Annotated in this window: 14 protein-coding genes; 9 read left to right on the top strand and 5 right to left on the bottom strand. The window is 65.8% G+C overall.

Going from position 1 to position 15884, the window contains the following annotated elements:
• Position 1: 1 nt before the first annotated feature.
• Entirely contained in the window at positions 2-1120 is a 1119-nt protein-coding gene (gene dnaN / locus ACETII_RS09160) for a DNA polymerase III subunit beta (protein WP_363350837.1), read from the bottom strand.
• Between the two features lie 235 nt (positions 1121-1355).
• On the opposite strand from dnaN, the gene ACETII_RS09155 reads away from it, so the two are divergent.
• Complete coding sequence (locus tag ACETII_RS09155; RefSeq protein WP_472787833.1) at positions 1356-3614, top strand: transglycosylase domain-containing protein; 2259 nt, start codon at positions 1356-1358, stop codon at positions 3612-3614.
• Between the two features lie 32 nt (positions 3615-3646).
• Here the strand turns inward: ACETII_RS09155 and ACETII_RS09150 are convergent, their stop codons facing one another.
• Together ACETII_RS09150 and ACETII_RS09145 are read right to left on the bottom strand one after the other, a co-directional pair.
• Positions 3647-4024: a hypothetical protein gene (locus ACETII_RS09150; protein ID WP_472787832.1), complete on the bottom strand. Its 378-nt coding sequence runs from the start codon at positions 4022-4024 to the stop codon at positions 3647-3649.
• A 40-nt stretch (positions 4025-4064) separates the two neighbouring features.
• A complete protein-coding gene (locus tag ACETII_RS09145) occupies positions 4065-4379 on the bottom strand; it encodes a hypothetical protein (protein ID WP_472787831.1) in 315 nt (104 codons plus the stop codon).
• A 202-nt stretch (positions 4380-4581) separates the two neighbouring features.
• Here ACETII_RS09145 and ACETII_RS09140 point away from each other — a divergent pair, with 202 nt between their 5' ends.
• The 4 genes from ACETII_RS09140 to ACETII_RS09125 all read left to right on the top strand — a co-directional run bounded on the left by ACETII_RS09140 (position 4582) and on the right by ACETII_RS09125 (position 8119).
• Positions 4582-5007 carry a hypothetical protein gene (locus tag ACETII_RS09140; RefSeq protein ID WP_363350829.1) on the top strand — a complete coding sequence of 142 codons (426 nt, stop codon included), beginning with the start codon at positions 4582-4584 and terminating at the stop codon, positions 5005-5007.
• A 204-nt stretch (positions 5008-5211) separates the two neighbouring features.
• The gene (locus tag ACETII_RS09135) at positions 5212-5664 is read left to right on the top strand and encodes a hypothetical protein (RefSeq protein ID WP_472787830.1); all 453 of its coding nucleotides are present in this window, start codon (positions 5212-5214) and stop codon (positions 5662-5664) included.
• Between the two features lie 319 nt (positions 5665-5983).
• Entirely contained in the window at positions 5984-7402 is a 1419-nt protein-coding gene (locus ACETII_RS09130; RefSeq protein ID WP_472787829.1) for an ArsB/NhaD family transporter, read from the top strand.
• A 75-nt stretch (positions 7403-7477) separates the two neighbouring features.
• Positions 7478-8119, top strand: a complete 642-nt coding sequence (locus tag ACETII_RS09125) for an SGNH/GDSL hydrolase family protein (RefSeq protein ID WP_472787828.1) — start codon at positions 7478-7480, stop codon at positions 8117-8119.
• A 13-nt stretch (positions 8120-8132) separates the two neighbouring features.
• Here ACETII_RS09125 and ACETII_RS09120 read toward each other — a convergent pair whose 3' ends face one another.
• Positions 8133-8471: a hypothetical protein gene (locus ACETII_RS09120; protein ID WP_472787827.1), complete on the bottom strand. Its 339-nt coding sequence runs from the start codon at positions 8469-8471 to the stop codon at positions 8133-8135.
• A 125-nt stretch (positions 8472-8596) separates the two neighbouring features.
• Here ACETII_RS09120 and ACETII_RS09115 point away from each other — a divergent pair, with 125 nt between their 5' ends.
• A complete protein-coding gene (locus ACETII_RS09115; protein ID WP_472787826.1) occupies positions 8597-10195 on the top strand; it encodes a SagB/ThcOx family dehydrogenase in 1599 nt (532 codons plus the stop codon).
• On the opposite strand, the gene rocD is transcribed toward ACETII_RS09115, so the two are convergent.
• Complete coding sequence (gene rocD / locus ACETII_RS09110; RefSeq protein ID WP_472787825.1) at positions 10158-11396, bottom strand: ornithine--oxo-acid transaminase; 1239 nt, start codon at positions 11394-11396, stop codon at positions 10158-10160. The two genes, ACETII_RS09115 and rocD, sit on opposite strands and share 38 nt — an antisense overlap.
• 105 nt (positions 11397-11501) lie before the next feature.
• On the opposite strand from rocD, the gene amaB reads away from it, so the two are divergent.
• The 3 genes from amaB (at position 11502) to ACETII_RS09095 (ending at position 15815) form a co-directional block, all read left to right on the top strand.
• Positions 11502-13049, top strand: coding sequence for an L-piperidine-6-carboxylate dehydrogenase (gene amaB, locus ACETII_RS09105; protein WP_472787824.1), 1548 nt, complete (start codon positions 11502-11504; stop codon positions 13047-13049).
• A gap of 1 nt (position 13050) precedes the next feature.
• Complete coding sequence (gene hglS / locus ACETII_RS09100; protein WP_472787823.1) at positions 13051-14451, top strand: 2-oxoadipate dioxygenase/decarboxylase HglS; 1401 nt, start codon at positions 13051-13053, stop codon at positions 14449-14451.
• A gap of 77 nt (positions 14452-14528) precedes the next feature.
• Positions 14529-15815 (top strand): DUF763 domain-containing protein, encoded by a 1287-nt coding sequence (locus ACETII_RS09095; protein ID WP_472787822.1) that lies wholly within the window; start codon positions 14529-14531, stop codon positions 15813-15815.
• Positions 15816-15884: the final 69 nt, after the last annotated feature.

Below are 15884 nucleotides of genomic sequence, written 5' to 3'. Positions count from 1 at the left end.
GCTACACCCGCATGGGCATCAGCACATAGAGCGCGTTGGCGCCGTCGCGGTCCTGGATCAGCGTCGGCGAGCCGGGGTCGGCGAGCTTGAAGAGCGCCGTGTCGCTGTCGAGCTGCTGGGTGATGTCGAGCAGATAGCGGGCGTTGAAGCCGACGTCGAGCGGCGCGCCGTCGTAGTCCGCCTCGATCTCCTCGACGGCCGATCCCTGGTCGGGATTGGTGACCGAGAGCACGAGCTTGCCCTCGGTCAAAGCGAGCTTCACCGCGCGGCCGCGCTCTGAGGAAATGGTCGAGACGCGGTCCACGGCCTTGGCGAAAACGTCGCGCTCGACCGTGAGGCGCTTGTCGTTGCCGGTCGGTATGACGCGGGCGTAATCGGGGAAGGTGCCGTCGATGAGCTTCGTCGTCAGCAGCGCGTCGCCGAAGGAAAAGCGCATCTTGTTGGTCGAGAGTTCGATGAGGACGTCGGCCTGCGCGTCCTCGATGAGGCGCAGCACTTCCTGCACCGCCTTGCGCGGCAAGATCACGCCCGGCATGCCCGCGCAACCCTCCGGCGCCGGCAGTTCGAGACGGGCGAGGCGATGGCCGTCGGTCGCGACCGCGCGCAGCATCAGCCGGCCCTCGACCTCCATGGCGTGGAAATAAATGCCGTTGAGGTAATAGCGCGTCTCCTCGCTCGAGATGGCGAACTGAGTCTTCTCGATCAAGCGCTTGAGGTCCGCCGGCGCGAGCGTGAAGCGATGGCTGAACTCCCCCGAGGTGACGTCCGGGAAATCGCTCTCCGGCAACGTCGACAGATTGAAGCGGGAGCGGCCGGAGCGCAAGGTGAGCTGGCCGGTCTCGCCGCTTTCGTCGAGCGACACCTGCGCGCCTTCTGGAAGCTTGCGCACGATGTCGTAGAGCGTATGCGCGGGCAGCGTCGTCGCGCCGGGCTGTCCCACCTCGGCGGGCGCCTTTTCGGTGATCTCGAGGTCGAGATCGGTCGCCTTGAGGGTGAGCGCGCCGTCGCGGGCCGCGATCAGGACATTGGCCAGAATCGGAATGGTCGTGCGGCGCTCCACCACCCTGTGAACGTGGCCGAGCGCCCGCAACAGCGCCGCTCTCTCGATCGTGACCTTCATCGCAGGAATACCAGCATTTCATCGGGCGCCGCGCGCCGGGGGCGCAGACTTTGGCAAGCCGGGCGTTGAAGCGCAAGTGCCGACCCCGCAGGGATTGTGGAGAAAATCCGCCCTCCCAGGCGGCGTTCCGGGCTTGGGCGCCGGAAGCCATCGCTTAACCTGCCCTTAAACGGCCTTTCTTAGGGTGAATCGACTACTTGGGGAGGCTGCGGCGGAGCCTCGGGGCGGGTGCAACATGGCGCGTAACGGCAGACGCCGGGAACCCAGGTTCGACGACGAGGCCGAAGACGACGAGCTTCGGGCGGAGCCGAGGCCTCGCGCGCGCAAGTCAGAACGTCCGAAACGGCGCCGCTCGGGCTCGCTCATCGGCGGCCTGATCTATTGGAGCCTGACCCTCTCCGTCTGGGGCGCGATCGGCGGCGGGGCGCTCGCGGTCTATTACGGTTCGCAACTCCCGCCCATCGATCAGCTCTCGGTCCCCAAACGGCCGCCCAATATCGCTATCCTGGGCGCCGACGGGGAGCTTCTCGCCAATCGCGGCGACACCGGCGGGGCGACGGTCAGGATCTCCGAACTGCCGCCTTATCTGCCCAAGGCTTTCGTCGCGATCGAGGACCGCCGCTTCTATTCGCATTGGGGCGTCGATCCGCAGGGCGTCGCCCGCGCGCTGGTGCGCAATGTCGCCGGTCGCGGCGGCATGCAGGGCGGCTCGACCTTGACCCAGCAGCTCGCCAAGAATCTGTTCCTGACGCAGGAGCGCACGATCTCCCGCAAGATTCAGGAGGCGATCCTCGCCGTCTGGCTGGAGCATAAATATACAAAGGACCAGATTCTCGAACTGTATCTCAACCGGGTCTATTTCGGCTCGGGCGCCTATGGCGTGGAAGCCGCGTGCCAGCGCTATTTCGGCCATGGCGCCAAGACGGCGACGCTCTCCGAGGCGGCGGTTCTCGCCGGGCTGATGAAGGCCCCGAGCAAGCTCGCGCCCGACCGCAACCCCGAAGGCGCGACGGAGCGCGCGGCGCAGGTCGTGACCGCCATGGCGCAGGAAGGGTTCATCAACGACAGCGCGGCCAAGGCGGCGCTCGCCAATCCTGCGCAGGTGCAGAAGGCCATCGGCGCCGGCTCGATCAACTACGCCGCCGATTATGTCATGGACATGCTCGACGACACCGTCGGCGCGATCGACCAGGACATTGTCGTCACCACCACCATCGATCCGCGGCTTCAGACCGTCGCCGAAGGCGCGCTGAAGGAAGAGCTCGACAAGAAGGGCGCGAAGTTCAACGTGTCGCAGGGCGCCGTCGTCTCGCTCGATCCAACGGGCGCGATCCGCGCATTGGTTGGCGGGCGCGACTATTCGGAGAGCCAGTTCAATCGCGCCGTTTCCGCCAGGCGCCAGCCGGGCTCCGCCTTCAAGCCGTTCGTCTATCTCGCCGGCCTGGAGCATGGCCTCACGCCCGATACGGTGCGCGAGGACGCCCCGCTCAATATCAAAGGCTGGACGCCCGAAAATTACAGCCACGAATATTTCGGCCCGGTCACGCTCACCAAGGCGCTGGCGCTGTCGCTCAATACGGTCGCGGTGCGCGTCGGCATGGAGGTCGGCCCGAAGACGGTGGTGAAGACGGCGCGCCGGCTCGGCGTGCAATCAGAGCTTCAAACCAACGCCTCGCTCGCGCTCGGCACGTCGGAGGTGACGCCGCTCGAACTCGTCGCAGCCTACGCGCCCTTCGCCAACGGCGGCTTCGGCGTGCAGCCCTATATCATCGCGCGCGTGAAAACCGCCGCCGGCAAGACCCTCTATCAGCGCAAGACGCCCGCGCCGTCCCGAGTGGTCGACGCCGACGATGTGGCGATGATGAACGTCATGATGCAGGAGACCCTGCTCACCGGCACGGCGCGCAAGGCGGAGCTGCCCGGCTGGCAGGCGGCGGGCAAGACCGGCACCAGCCAGGATTTTCGCGACGCCTGGTTCATCGGCTACACGAGCCGGCTGGTCACCGGCGTGTGGCTCGGCAATGACGACAGTTCGCCCACGAAAAAGGCCTCGGGCGGCAATCTTCCTGTCGAAATCTGGAGCCGCTACATGGGCATCGCCCATCGTGGGCTGCAGGTCGCCGGCCTGCCCGCGGGCAATTGGCGCTCCGACGGTTCGCTCGACGACGTCGTGGCGCGGCCGCTCGACGAGCTCATCGGGATGTTCACCGGCGGCGGGGGCGCGCCGGCTCCGGCGCCGCCGCCACACCCGCGGCAACCGGCGCCGCTTCCGCCGCCCGAGCCATCGGCCGGCCGACGCGCGCCAGACGACGCCACTGCGACCATCCCCATTGCGCCGGAGGCCACGCGCGCTACCCGCGCGGCGCCGCGCAGCGTCGACGAACTGCTGCCGCCGGAGGACATTCCCGACGCCGGCGCCCCCCCGCCAGCGCCCCGCGGACGACGGCCCGCCGCTCAGCGAAACATATTCGAGGAGCTGTTTGGCGGCGGCTAGAGCATCGGCGCGCGCTGTGGCGCGGGCTTCCCTCAGGGCGCCGCGCGCTCTTGCTCCTCGGGGGGAACTTGTCCGGAGCCCTCCGTTTCAGCCGCCATCTTCGCCTCCCCCACATAGCGTTGCACGGCGCCGAGCGCGCCTTGCGCCAGTCCGGCAAGGGCAAGCTCAGGGGAGCGGAGCGCGAGCCCGACCGCAAGCTTCGTCCGCCCTACCGCTTCATTCGCATAGCCGCGCAATTGGTCGCTTGGGCCCGACTGAACGACGCCGTCAAACGCCTGCGTCAGCGTCTGATTGAGCCGCTCGGCGGCGCTGCGCTCGCACTCCGGCTCCGGCTCCGCCGCCGCCGGCGCGACGACCGCGATGCGCGGCGGCGTCTCTTCCGGCTCGATTTCGCTTATCGGGTTAGACATTTTCCTGTCGCCTTGTGGTAAGTCTCGCTGAGCCGAAGGTTTAGGCGGCGCTCCCGACCGCGCGGCCGCGATCGCCGACGCCCTCGGCGACGTCTTTCCATTCGCGCATCCAGAAGTCGGCGACGCTGAAGCGCGCGATTTCAGCGCCACGCGGGTCGACGACGACGATAGCGTCGAAGTCAACTGTCTGAAGCGCCTTGGGGCTGCTCAATTCAATCTCGAAGAAACGTCTCACCTGTTCAATGACCTCTGCCTTGTCAGCCGAGGGTCGCTCATACTCGCGCAAAATTTTCGTCTCGGACGGAGCGTCGCCCCTCTGCGCTATGCTGATTTCCCTGACGCGATACGGTTCCATCTTGTCGCCACAACTTTCTCCAGCGCTATGAAGTGAAATTGGCGGCGCGTCGGATGCGTCAAGACCGCCGAACCAACCATGGCTGCAGGGACCGTCCAAGCAGCTCACACGCTCGCCTTCTCATCGTCGCGACCTAGTAATGATTCACGAGGCCAGGCGGTTCAGCTTGGATCGCCGGCGCCAAACTGCTGCGGAGAGTCGCATGACTGAGAACTGGCAATATCAGATCCGCTTCAGGCTGAGCGAGGAACAGGCGGAAGCGGCTCGAAGCCGCACCGACGGTCCGGCCTTCAAGCCGATCGCCGACGTCCTCGCACTACAGAATGCGATGGCGCGGAGCCAATACGACGCCTTTGCCGGCTATGTTTCCGAAGCGGAACGCAACGGCGTCGAGCAGTATCCGCTTTACAAATGGACGAAAGCGACGATCGAAGACCCAATCAAGAGAGCGAAGCACGCCTGCTCTTTCGCCGTTCTGGTCGGCGGCGCCGAAGTCTATGACAAACCCGTCGCGGACGCGCTCGAAGCGGCGTTGCGTCCGCTTCTCGAGCAGGGCGTGATCACGGGCCTATCCCGGCACGATACGAACCCCGCCAATAATCCGCAGCCGCCAGCAAAGTTTCGCTGACGATCGCGGGCCGTCAAAAGCGTAATCGTTGTTTTTTTGAGAGGCTTGATAGCGCCCGCACGGGCGCTAGCTCACGCCCTGTCGAGGGTGGCTGTTCGTAAAAATGTTTATGAGGGCTTAGCCATGAGACACAAATCATTCGTTGCAGTCGTTTGGGTTGGATTCCTTGTCGGAGCGTCGACCGCGCTTGCGTCGGACATCTGCGTGCAACTTGGCGGCGGCGGCGGCTACGCCGTTTTCAAATCGCCCAAAATCCAGCTCAATTGTTGCCCGCCAGACCCGGCTGAGTTGAACAATTGCGCGCCGCTCAATGGCGTCGAAGCGATCAGTCCGCCACCGCCGAATCCCCCATCTCCCGGTCTCGGCGGCGCGCTGACCGGCACGCTTTGCGTGGATCAACAAGGGAACGGGGTGATTTATCATTATGTTTACCATAACGCCGTCGGGTTGAGAGAAAGCTTGAAGGCGTATTTCGAGTCCGGCTATTGCCGCTTCAAGTTCGGCCCGGTTGGCAAGGACCCCAACTCCGGCATCACAGGAACATGCCGCGGCACCGTGATAACAAACCCGACGCCGCCAGGAGGCTCGGGGACTTTCTTCCAAAGCGCGACGCTTTGGAAATGCGACGTGCCGGTCTTCTCCGCAAATCCAAACTAACGCCGTAGACAGCCATCGGCGACAGGGGAAGGCCCGGTTCTCACCGCGGCCTTCCTGCATTCGTCGTCTTCACGACCGACGGCGTCCCTTTATTTTAAAAAAGATCATTTTGACGACTTGCTGGGTCTTATCCCGTTATTGTGATCCCCCCTCATGCGGCGGCGTCCGCTGCTCCCCGGGCGCGCGGCCCCTCGTCGCCCAAAGTGCGCGCTTGATGCGTCGACCGGCGCGTTATAACGCCGTGGGCTCAACGCGTCGGCGAATCCGCTTCTTGGCTTCGCCGGAATGGGTAAGACGCGATCGACCTCCGGAGCGTGCAATGGACACGAGATTTGAGCGCCCCGAAGGCGTCGCGGGCGAGGAGGAGCGAACGGGCGGCGAAGCGGCCAAGGACGGCGTCGGCACAGCTTTAATCGCCGTGGTTTTGGCGGCCGCGGGGGCGTCGCTCGCTGGTCTGGCGCTGTTCGCCGCGGGCGCAGCCCTGGACCTGCTTTTTGGCCCGGGATTTACGCTGAACTGGCGCAACGGGACGGCGCTTCTCGCCATCCTGGTCTTCGCCGGAACCTATTTCGTCATCGCGATCGGAAAGTTGCCGGGCTTCCAGCTCGATCGGGCCGGGGCGGCGCTGCTCGGGGCGAGCCTGATGGTCGGGCTCGGGGTCCTTTCCCTCGACGACGCCTACCGCGCCATCGACCTGGATACGATCACGCTCCTTCTCGGCATGATGATCGTGGTCGCGAACCTTCGCCTCTCCGGTTTCTTCCGGGTGACGAGCGATTTTGTCGTGGCGCGCGCGACGCGCCCCCTGCTGGTGCTGATCGCAATTGTGATGGTCTCTGGCCTGCTCTCCGCCTTCCTTGTCAATGACGCAGTCTGCCTCGTCCTGACGCCGCTCGTTCTCGATCTCGTGAGGCGTCTCCAGCGCGATCCCGTCCCCTATCTGATGGCGATTCCGCTGGCTTCGAACATCGGCGGCGCGGCGACGATCACCGGCAACCCGCAGAACATGATGATCGGCGCCTTTTCACGCATCCCCTATCGCGCCTTTGCGGGCGCTCTTTGGCCTGTCGCCCTTTTTGGGCTGCTCTCGACAATCCTGCTCATTGCGCTCGTCTATCGCCATGAATTCCTCACGCGAGAAAGGCTGCCTGAAATCACGCCGCCGCAGACGCGCTATCGCTCCGCTTTGATGCTCAAGTCTGTCGCCGTCACGGCGGTCATGATGGTCCTGTTTTTCGCGGGACAACCCGTCGCCAAGGTCGCGATCGTCGGCGGCGCGTTCCTGCTTTTGACGCGCAAGGTAAAGTCCGAAAAGGTTTATCGGGAGATCGACTGGCCCTTGCTGCTCATGTTCGTCGGACTCTTCGTGGTTGTGGCGGGTCTCGAGAAGGCGGTGATCACGCCGGACGTCGTCGCCGCCGTTGGGCGCCTCGATCTCGACGCGCCCGCGACCCTTTCGCTCATCACCGCCGGCTTGTCCAACGTCGTCAGCAATGTTCCGGCGGTTCTGGTGCTGAAGCCCTTCGTCTCGAGCGCGGCCGATCCGCAAAAGTCTTGGCTCGTCGTCGCCATGGCGTCCACGCTCGCCGGCAATTTCACCCTCGTCGGTTCGGTCGCCAATCTGATCGTCGCGCAGAAGGCGAAAGCGGGCGGCGTCGACCTCGGTTTCTGGCCTCATTTCAAGCTTGGCGCCCCATTGACGCTCGCGACGATTTGTTTCGGCGTCTGGTGGCTGTAAGGCTTGTGTGAGACTCTTCTGGGCGGATCGCTTGCGTCTCTCGCCGCAAGCGGGTCGATTATTGGAGGCCGATCTTTGACATTCTGTTTCGTGGTCGGCGCAGTCGCAGCGGCGTCGCTCTGCCTCGGGGTTTTTCTTCTCTCGGACGGCGCCGTTCGCAAAGCGGTGCAATTTTCCATGGCGCGTCGCGTCGGCGGCCTGTTTTCTCCAAGACTCATCGTCGTCGGCGACAGCCTCGCGGCGTCCTGCCCCTGGAGGAGATTGGCCGCGCATCCTTTCGGCGTTCTCAACCTGGCGACGGGAGGCGCGACGCTGAAGGAAATCGCCGGGCAAATCTACCAATCCCGCGACATTGCGGCGGACTTCCTCCTGGTGAACGGCGGTCTCAACGACCTCTTGTTCGACCAAGCGGAGGCGCGCCAGATCGAAGCGGATTTCCTTGCGCTTTCGCGTCGGATCGAGGGGAGGACGGTGATCGTGACCCTCATGCCCTTCACCAGCGATCCGGCCAGGACAGCGCATATCGTCAAAGCCAATGAGCTGTTGTCGCGACTGTGTCGCCAGCTCGGATATTGCACCGTGGACCTGAACGCGTCAGTTTCGGTCGATGGCGTGCGCCGACCGGACATGACGGAAGACGGGCTGCATTTTACCGGCGCCGCGGACCGCATATGGCTCGCCGCAATCCGCGATGCGCTTTCGCTTGCGCGAATCTAACCCGGCCGAAAATTCATTCAACTCCCGCCGCCCGCTTCAATTCGGCGATCAACGCAAACGCTTCGGGCAAAGCAAGAACAGCGGAAGGGGCGCCCTCGAGCGTCACGGCGAGATTGTCGCCGATCAGGCGCGCCTCCAGATCATAATCGCTCGCAACCGGGCTCATATAAATCTGCGGCTCCCGACTTGCCCCTGTCGCCAGCGCCTGGAGGCCGCGCGCGACAATCGCCGCCTCCTGCCGCGTGAAGCGGCGCTCGGGCTGGCCGGCCAGGCGCAATGTTATCAAGGCGCCAAAGGCGACATGTCTCTCGCTTGACAAGGTGAAGGCCGCAGCTCGGTCTGGAGACGACATCTATTTGATTCCTCGTGGCTTTCGCTGACCGTTGCGAAGGGCGCCGTTCTTGAATGGGCTTTGGGGCCCCTCATCGCATGAGAAAAAGCAATGCCTAACAATTTTTGTGCCCGGCGCCGCCGATCATGAACGACAGCGCAGACCGGTTTCCGTCTGACATCCGCGGCTATCATCAGCGCACCAAGCATGCGCCGCATCGTTATGCGCTGGGTCCCGCCTTCCTCGACTGGACGTCGCAGCCGTCGCCCTATCGCCGCTTCGCCGGCGCAGGGCTTATCGACTTGCCGCTGAGCGCAGAGGCGCCGGCCGTTTTTCCCGGCCCTGCCGAGGAGGCGCGGCCAATCGACCGCAATTCTCTGGGCCTCTTCTTCGAATTGGCTTTCGGTCTCAGCGCGTGGAAAAGCGTCGAGGGGTCGACATGGGCCGTGCGCAACAACCCCTCTTCCGGCAATCTCCATCCAACTGAAGCCTATGCGCTGCTCGACTCAGTCGAAGGCCTTGGCGACGCCGCCGCGCTCTATCATTACGCGCCGCTCGAGCACGCCCTCGAAGAACGCGCCCTCTACACAGCGGCGCGCCTGCTTCCCTCTGGCGGCTTTCTTGTCGCGCTGACCCAGATTCCGTGGCGCGAGGCCTGGAAATATGGCGAGCGCGCCTTTCGCTACTGCCAGCTCGACGCCGGCCATGCAATTGGCGCGGCGGCGCAGGCCGGCGCCGCGCTCGGCTGGCGCGCGCATGTTCTGGCGTCGCCCGCCGATACGGAGATCGCCGCGCTGATCGGGCTCGATCGACCGGACGCCTTCCACCGGCGCGAGGAAGAACATCCCGATACGCTGCTCTGGGTCGCCGTGGACGGCGGTCCGCCGCCAGCGCTCGATCTTGCGCGCCTCGCGGCGGCCGAGAGGCGTTTTATAGGGTCAGCCAATCGCCTGAGCGAGGATCACGACGCCTGGCCCGTCGTCGACCTCGCCGTGCGGTTTTGTCACAAGGAGGCGACCGCTCGGACGCCCGCCTTCGCGCCGAGGCCGACCCCGCAGGGAGACGGGCCGCCCATCGCGGACGTCGTGCGTGGCCGCCGCAGCGTCCAGCGCATGGACGGCGTTGCGACCCTCTCGCTCGACGCCTTCCAGCGCATGCTTGCGGCGACTCTGCCGGGCGCCGAGCCGATAATGAGCGCCTTCCCGTTCGAGCCGCGCCTCTCTCTCGTTCTCTATGTGCATCGCGTCGCCGGACTCGCGCCGGGCCTTTATCTCCTCGAGCGGGACGAGACCTGCGCGACCCGCCTTCGCGCGGCTTTCTCCGCCGACTTCGACTGGTCGCCTGTCGAGCTTTCCGGCGTCCGGCTGTTTCGTCTGAAGGACGGGCCGCAGGAGCGGGAAGCCACGCGCGCCGCCTGCCTGCAGCCGATCGCCGGCAAGGGCTGTTTCGCCGTCGCGATGATCGCCGATTTCGAGCGCACGCTCGCCGACGAGGGGCCTTTCGCCTATCGGCGCCTGCACTGGGAGGCCGGCCTCATCGGCCAGGTTCTCTATCTCTGGACGACGGCCATTGGACTCGCCGGCACGGGAATCGGGTGCTTCTTCGACGACGAGGTCCACGCCCTGCTCGGCCTCGCGGCCGGCGATATGCAGTTCCAGGACGTTTATCACTTTACGGTCGGCGGAGCCGTGGAGGATGCGCGCATCCTCACGCTTCCTCCCTATCCGCGCGAGCGGCGGCGTTAGCTCGGGTGGGGACCGCCGCGAGATCGGCCACCACTTCTTCGAGGCGATCCAGAGCGAAATCGAGATCCTCGCGCGAGATGACGAGCGGCGGGGCGAGACGGACCACGGTTTGATGCGTCGCCGTCGACAGCACGCCCTTCTCGAGCAGGCGCAGGCACGCCTCGCGCGCGCTTGCGTAGCGTGGCTCGATCTCGGCGCCCGCCCACAAGCCGCGTCCGCGCACCGCGCGCAGTGCGGGCGCGCGTATCTTTCGCAACCGCTCGAGCATATGTTCTCCAAGGACGCGGCTTTTCTCGACGAGGCCCTCGTCGCGGATCACCTGCAGCGTCTCCAGGCCAATGGCGGCGGCGAGCGGATTGCCGCCAAAGGTCGAGCCATGAGACCCAGGCGTCAGCACGTCCATCACCTCTCGGCGCGCGACAAAGGCTGAAACGGGCAAGACGCCGCCGCCCAGCGCCTTCCCGAGCATGACGCCGTCCGGGCGGATATTTTCGTGCTGGTAAGCGAACCAGGCGCCGGTGCGACCCAGGCCCGACTGAATTTCGTCGACGAGGAGAAGGATTCCGCGTTCGTCGCAGAGCTGGCGCAAGCCGGCGAGCCATCCCGCCGGCGGCACGATGATGCCGGCTTCGCCCTGAATGGGCTCGACCAGAATGGCGACCGTCTCGGACGTGACGGCGGCCTCCATCGCCGCCAGGTCTCCGAAGCGCGCCGCGCGAAAGCCAGGCGTGAACGGCCCGAAACCGTCACGATAGTCCGGCTCGGATGAGAAGCTGATGATGGTCGTCGTGCGGCCGTGAAAATTTCCCTCCGCCACAATGATTTCCGGATTGGTCGCACCTTTGACCCAATGCCCCCATCGTCGCGCGGCTTTGATCGCCGTCTCCACCGCTTCGGCGCCGCTGTTCATCGGCAGCGCCACATCGAGGCCGGTGAGCCTGCAGAGCTCCGCGAGAAACGGGGCGAGCCGATCGTTGAAATAGGCGCGGGAAGGAACCGCGAGGCGGCCCGCCTGTTCGGCAAGCGCTGCGACGATGCGCGGATGCGCGTGGCCGAGGCTGACCGCGGAATAGGCGCTCATCATGTCGATGTAGCGCCGGCCCTCGACGTCCCAGAGATAGGCGCCTTGACCGCGCGTCAGCACGACAGGAAGCGGATCATAGTTTTGCGCACAGTGCGGATTGTTGAAGCTTGGGCCCATGTTCTCAGGCGTTTCGCGGCGCCATCTGCACCAGCGAGAGGCGCGCCATAGATAGTTAGGCAAGGGACGCCGCGGCGCCAGCGGCGGCGGCTATGGAGACCTTGGATGGCGGCGCAGACGCTGGCCGGCGACATCGCGCGCGATACGCAAGACATCCTCGCAAGGCTCGGCGTTGCGCCGAACCGGCGTCTCGACGGCGCGCTCGAGGCGCGGTCGCCGATCACCGGCGAGGCCATCGGCAGGGTCGACGCAGGCGGCGCCGCCTCCACCAAGGCCGCCATCGCATGCGCCGACGCGGCTTTCCTTGTCTGGCGCAACGTCCCGGCGCCGCGGCGCGGCGAGCTGGTTCGTCTCTTTGGCGAAGAATTGCGGCGCGCGAAGAGCGAACTGGCTGCGCTCGTGACGATCGAAGCGGGCAAGATCCGCTCGGAAGGCCTCGGCGAAGTTCAGGAAATGATCGACATCTGCGATTTCGCCGTCGGCCTCTCTCGCCAGCTTTACGGTCTCACGCTGGCCACCGAGCGCCCAGGCCACCGGATGATGGAGACGTGGCATCCGCTCGGCGTCGCCGGCGTCATCACGAGCTTCAACTTCCCTGTCGCCGTCTGGGCCTGGAACGCCGCGATCGCGCTCGTCTGCGGCAATTCGCTTGTCTGGAAGCCCTCAGAAAAGACGCCGCTGACCGCCCTTGCGACGGAAACTCTGTTCGAGCGCGCGGTTGCGCGTTTTGGCTCCGCGCCTGACGGCCTTTCGATCGTCGTTCAGGGCGGCCGTGAGGTTGGCGGCGCGCTCGTCGAGGACCCGCGCGTAAGGCTCGTCTCCGCGACCGGATCGACGGCCATGGGCAGAGCGATCGCGCCGCGTCTCGCGCAGCGTTTTGCGCGCACGATCTTCGAGCTCGGCGGCAACAACGCCGCCGTCGTCTGTCCCTCGGCGTCGCTCGATCTCGCCGTGCGCGCGATTGCTTTCGCCGCTATGGGAACAGCGGGACAACGCTGCACGACGCTCAGACGCCTGTTCGTGCATGAGACGGTTTACGACGACCTCATGGCGCGCCTGCGCGCCGCCTTTACGTCGGTCTCAGTGGGCGACCCGCGGGAAGACGCGACGCTCGTCGGCCCGCTGATCGATGAAGACGCCTATGGGGCCATGCGCCGCGCGCTGGATGACGCGCGCATGGCTGGCGGCGTCGTTGTCGGCGGCGAGCGCGCGCTGGCGGATCGCTTTCCCGCGGCCTTTTATGCGCGGCCGGCGCTGGTCGCGATGCCCGAGCAAACGGCTATTGTAAAGCAGGAGACCTTCGCGCCGATCCTATATGTGATGAAATATCGGGACTTCGACGAAGCCATGCGGCTTCAAAACGAGGTCGCTCACGGCCTTTCGTCGTCGATTTTCACGAACGACATGCGGGAGGCGGAGCGCTTCCTGTCGGCGGAAGGCTCCGACTGCGGAATCGCCAACGTCAATATCGGCCCCTCCGGCGCGGAGATCGGCGGGGCCTTCGGCGGCGAAAAAGACAGTGGCGGCGGCCGCGAAGCGGGGTCCGACAGTTGGAAGGCCTATATGCGGCGCGCCACCAACACCATCAACTATTCGCAAGAGCTGCCGCTGGCGCAGGGCGTCGCCTTCGACGTGCCGCAAAACGGAACCTAGCATGAAACCGTTACAAGTCTCACCCGACGTCCTTCGCGCAAAATTCGCGCAGGCGCTCTCGACGATGTACAAGGCCGAGATGCCGCGCTATCGCGAGATGAGCGATCTCGTCGCCGCCGTGAACGCCGAGACGCGTCGCACGCATCCGGAACTCGGGCGCGAACGCGCCGACGCCGGAGAGCCAACCCGGCTCAATCTCGAACGGCATGGCGCAATCCGCGTCGGGACCGCGCAAGAGCTCGCCTGCGTCCGCCGCCTCTTTGCAGCCATGGGCATGTTTCCCGTCGGCTATTACAATCTCTCGACCGCCGGCATTCCGGTGCATTCGACGGCGTTTCGGCCGATCGACGACGACGCTTTGCGACGCAGTCCGTTTCGCGTCTTCACCTCGCTTCTGCGGCTCGACCTGATCAACGACGCGGACTTGCGCGAGCAGGCGGCGAAAATCATGAGCCGGCGCGATATATTGACGCCGCGCTGTCGCGCCCTGCTCGACATTCGCGATCGTGACGACGGCCTCGCCGAAACGCTTGCGGATGAATTTGTGTCGGAAGCGATCGAAACCTTCCGATGGCGTAGCGCGGCCGCCACATCCGCCGAAACCTATGCGCGGCTTCAGTCAGCGCATCCGCTTCTGGCCGACATCGTCTGCTTCAAGGGTCCTCATATCAACCATCTGACCCTGACGGCCCTCGACATCGACGCCGCCCAAGGCGCCATGGTCGCCCGGGACCTGGCGCCGAAGCCGATCATCGAGGGACCGCCGCGGCGGCGCTGTCCCATCCTGCTGCGGCAAACAAGCTTCAAGGCGCTCGCCGAACCGATTTCCTTTGCGGATGGGGCGAGCGGCCTGCACATGGCGCGGTTCGGCGAGATCGAACAGCGCGGCGCCGCGCTCACCCCATCCGGCCGCGCCTTGTACGATCGTCTTCTGCGCGACGTCTATGCGCGCGTCCCGCTCCCGGCCAGCGACCCGGTTGGCTTTCAACATGCGCTCGATCGCGCCTTCGAGGCGTTCCCCGACGACATGGACAGACTGCGCCGCGAAAAGCTCGCTTATTTTAGATTCGTTCCCGCCGGAGGAGACAGAGCGTCGACCCACGCGCCATCGCCGCCCTCCTCGCTCGAGGACCTCGTCGCCTGCGGTTTTCTCCGCGCGGAGCCCATTCTCTACGAAGACTTCCTGCCGGTCAGCGCGGCGGGGATCTTCCGTTCGAACCTCGCGGAGACGGAGCCGGGTCGGGCGGTGGAAGACGACGATCGGGCAGGCTTCGAAGCGGCGCTCGGGGCCCCGGTGATCGATGCGCAGGCGCTCTACCAGGAAGCCGAGCGCCGGTCGCGCGCGAGCGCGCTGCAAGCGCTCGGCGTCCACGAGATCGACCCTCCCGCAACCCAAATGTAAGTCTCGATCGCTGGCCTTGCGCCGCAGGCGCGAGTCGCGCATTTTTTGGTCATCAACCCCCGGCTCTCGGAGGCTTCGTGGCTCGACGGTCCGGCAGCGCCGATCTGCCTCTTCACACTGGTCGCGTGCCCGCCTGGCTCGGTCAGCGCATGTCGCGGCTCGGCGCAGTGATCGCCGAGGCCATCGTGCACCATTACGGGCGCGAGGAATTCCTGCGCCGCCTCGCGCATCCCTTCTGGTTCCAGTCCTTCGGCGCCGTCATGGGGATGGACTGGCATTCGTCCGGGATCACGACGAGCGTCGTCGGCGCGCTGAAGCGCGGTCTTGCGCCGCTCTCGGGGGAGCTCGGCCTTCACGTCTGCGGCGGCCGCGGCCGCCATTCCCGCCAGACGCCGCTGGAGCTCGCGGCGATCGGCGCGCGCGTCGGCTTCGACGGAGAAGCGCTGGCGCAGGCGAGCCGCCTCGTCGCCAAGGTCGACAGCGCCGCCGTACAGGATGGTTTCGACCTTTATCTGCATGGCTTCATCGTCGCGGATGACGGCCAGTGGGTCGTCGTTCAGCAGGGGATGAACGGCGACGCCCGGCTCGCCCGCCGCTATCACTGGCTTTCGGAGGGCTTGAAAAGCTTCGTCGAGGCGCCGCACGCCGCGATCGAGGGCGAAAACCAAGGCAATATCGTCAATCTCACGGACCGGCGCGCGGAGGCGTCAAGGCTGCGCCAGCTCGATCTCCTGCGCGATCTCGGTCCCGACGGCGTCGCCCGCGAGGCGGCCGCGATCGAGGGAAAAACGCAACCGCCGTCCACGCAGCCCTTGCTTCCACATCTGGTCATGCCCGCCCATCACGACGTCCGCCCCAAGGACGTCATGCTGCGCCGGCTGCATGGCGCGCTCGCCGCCGCGGCCGACAGCGGCCCCAAAGATTTTGCCGATCTCCTGCTCGTGCCGGGCGTGGGCGCCCGCACTGTGCGCTCTCTCGCCATGGTGGCCGAGGTCGTGCATGGCGCGCCCTGCCGCTTCGCCGATCCGGCTCGCTTCTCGCTCGCGCATGGCGGCAAGGACCGGCATCCCTATCCCGTCCCTCTCGCGGTTTACGACAAGACGATCGACGTGCTCAAAAGCGCGGTCACGCGCGCCAGGCTCGGCGACGACGACAGGCTGGAGGCCTTGCGCCGGCTCGATGCGCAAGCGCGGCGCCTCGAGCGAACCGCCGTCGGTCCCTCTCTGCCAGAGTTCATCGACGAGGAGAGAACCCGCTCGCCCGATTACGCGGGCCGCAGCGTCTTCGGCTGGGAGCCCGCGCCAGACGGCGATGCGGGGAAGGCCGCGGACAGGCGGACAGGCGGCGCCATGGCCAAGCGATAATCCACGCCAGACGGCGCTTTCGGCCTCGCCGCGATTGCGTTACCTTTGCCCCTTGTCGGCAGGAGCAAC

The organism is Methylocystis sp. NC52PC (assembly GCF_055698645.1).
This window is presented reverse-complemented; position numbering and strand designations above follow the sequence as displayed.

What these genes read in the sequence shown, in the direction of transcription:
- ACETII_RS09150 (WP_472787832.1), bottom strand. Translation starts at nt 4,024, where the DNA reads ATGTCTAACCCGATAAGCGAAATCGAGCCGGAAGAGACGCCGCCGCGC.
- dnaN (WP_363350837.1), bottom strand. Translation starts at nt 1,120, where the DNA reads ATGAAGGTCACGATCGAGAGAGCGGCGCTGTTGCGGGCGCTCGGCCAC.
- ACETII_RS09115 (WP_472787826.1), top strand. Translation starts at nt 8,597, where the DNA reads ATGAACGACAGCGCAGACCGGTTTCCGTCTGACATCCGCGGCTATCAT.
- hglS (WP_472787823.1), top strand. Translation starts at nt 13,051, where the DNA reads ATGAAACCGTTACAAGTCTCACCCGACGTCCTTCGCGCAAAATTCGCG.
- amaB (WP_472787824.1), top strand. Translation starts at nt 11,502, where the DNA reads ATGGCGGCGCAGACGCTGGCCGGCGACATCGCGCGCGATACGCAAGAC.
- ACETII_RS09130 (WP_472787829.1), top strand. Translation starts at nt 5,984, where the DNA reads ATGGACACGAGATTTGAGCGCCCCGAAGGCGTCGCGGGCGAGGAGGAG.
- ACETII_RS09155 (WP_472787833.1), top strand. Translation starts at nt 1,356, where the DNA reads ATGGCGCGTAACGGCAGACGCCGGGAACCCAGGTTCGACGACGAGGCC.
- ACETII_RS09140 (WP_363350829.1), top strand. Translation starts at nt 4,582, where the DNA reads ATGACTGAGAACTGGCAATATCAGATCCGCTTCAGGCTGAGCGAGGAA.
- rocD (WP_472787825.1), bottom strand. Translation starts at nt 11,396, where the DNA reads ATGGGCCCAAGCTTCAACAATCCGCACTGTGCGCAAAACTATGATCCG.
- ACETII_RS09145 (WP_472787831.1), bottom strand. Translation starts at nt 4,379, where the DNA reads ATGGAACCGTATCGCGTCAGGGAAATCAGCATAGCGCAGAGGGGCGAC.
- ACETII_RS09120 (WP_472787827.1), bottom strand. Translation starts at nt 8,471, where the DNA reads ATGTCGTCTCCAGACCGAGCTGCGGCCTTCACCTTGTCAAGCGAGAGA.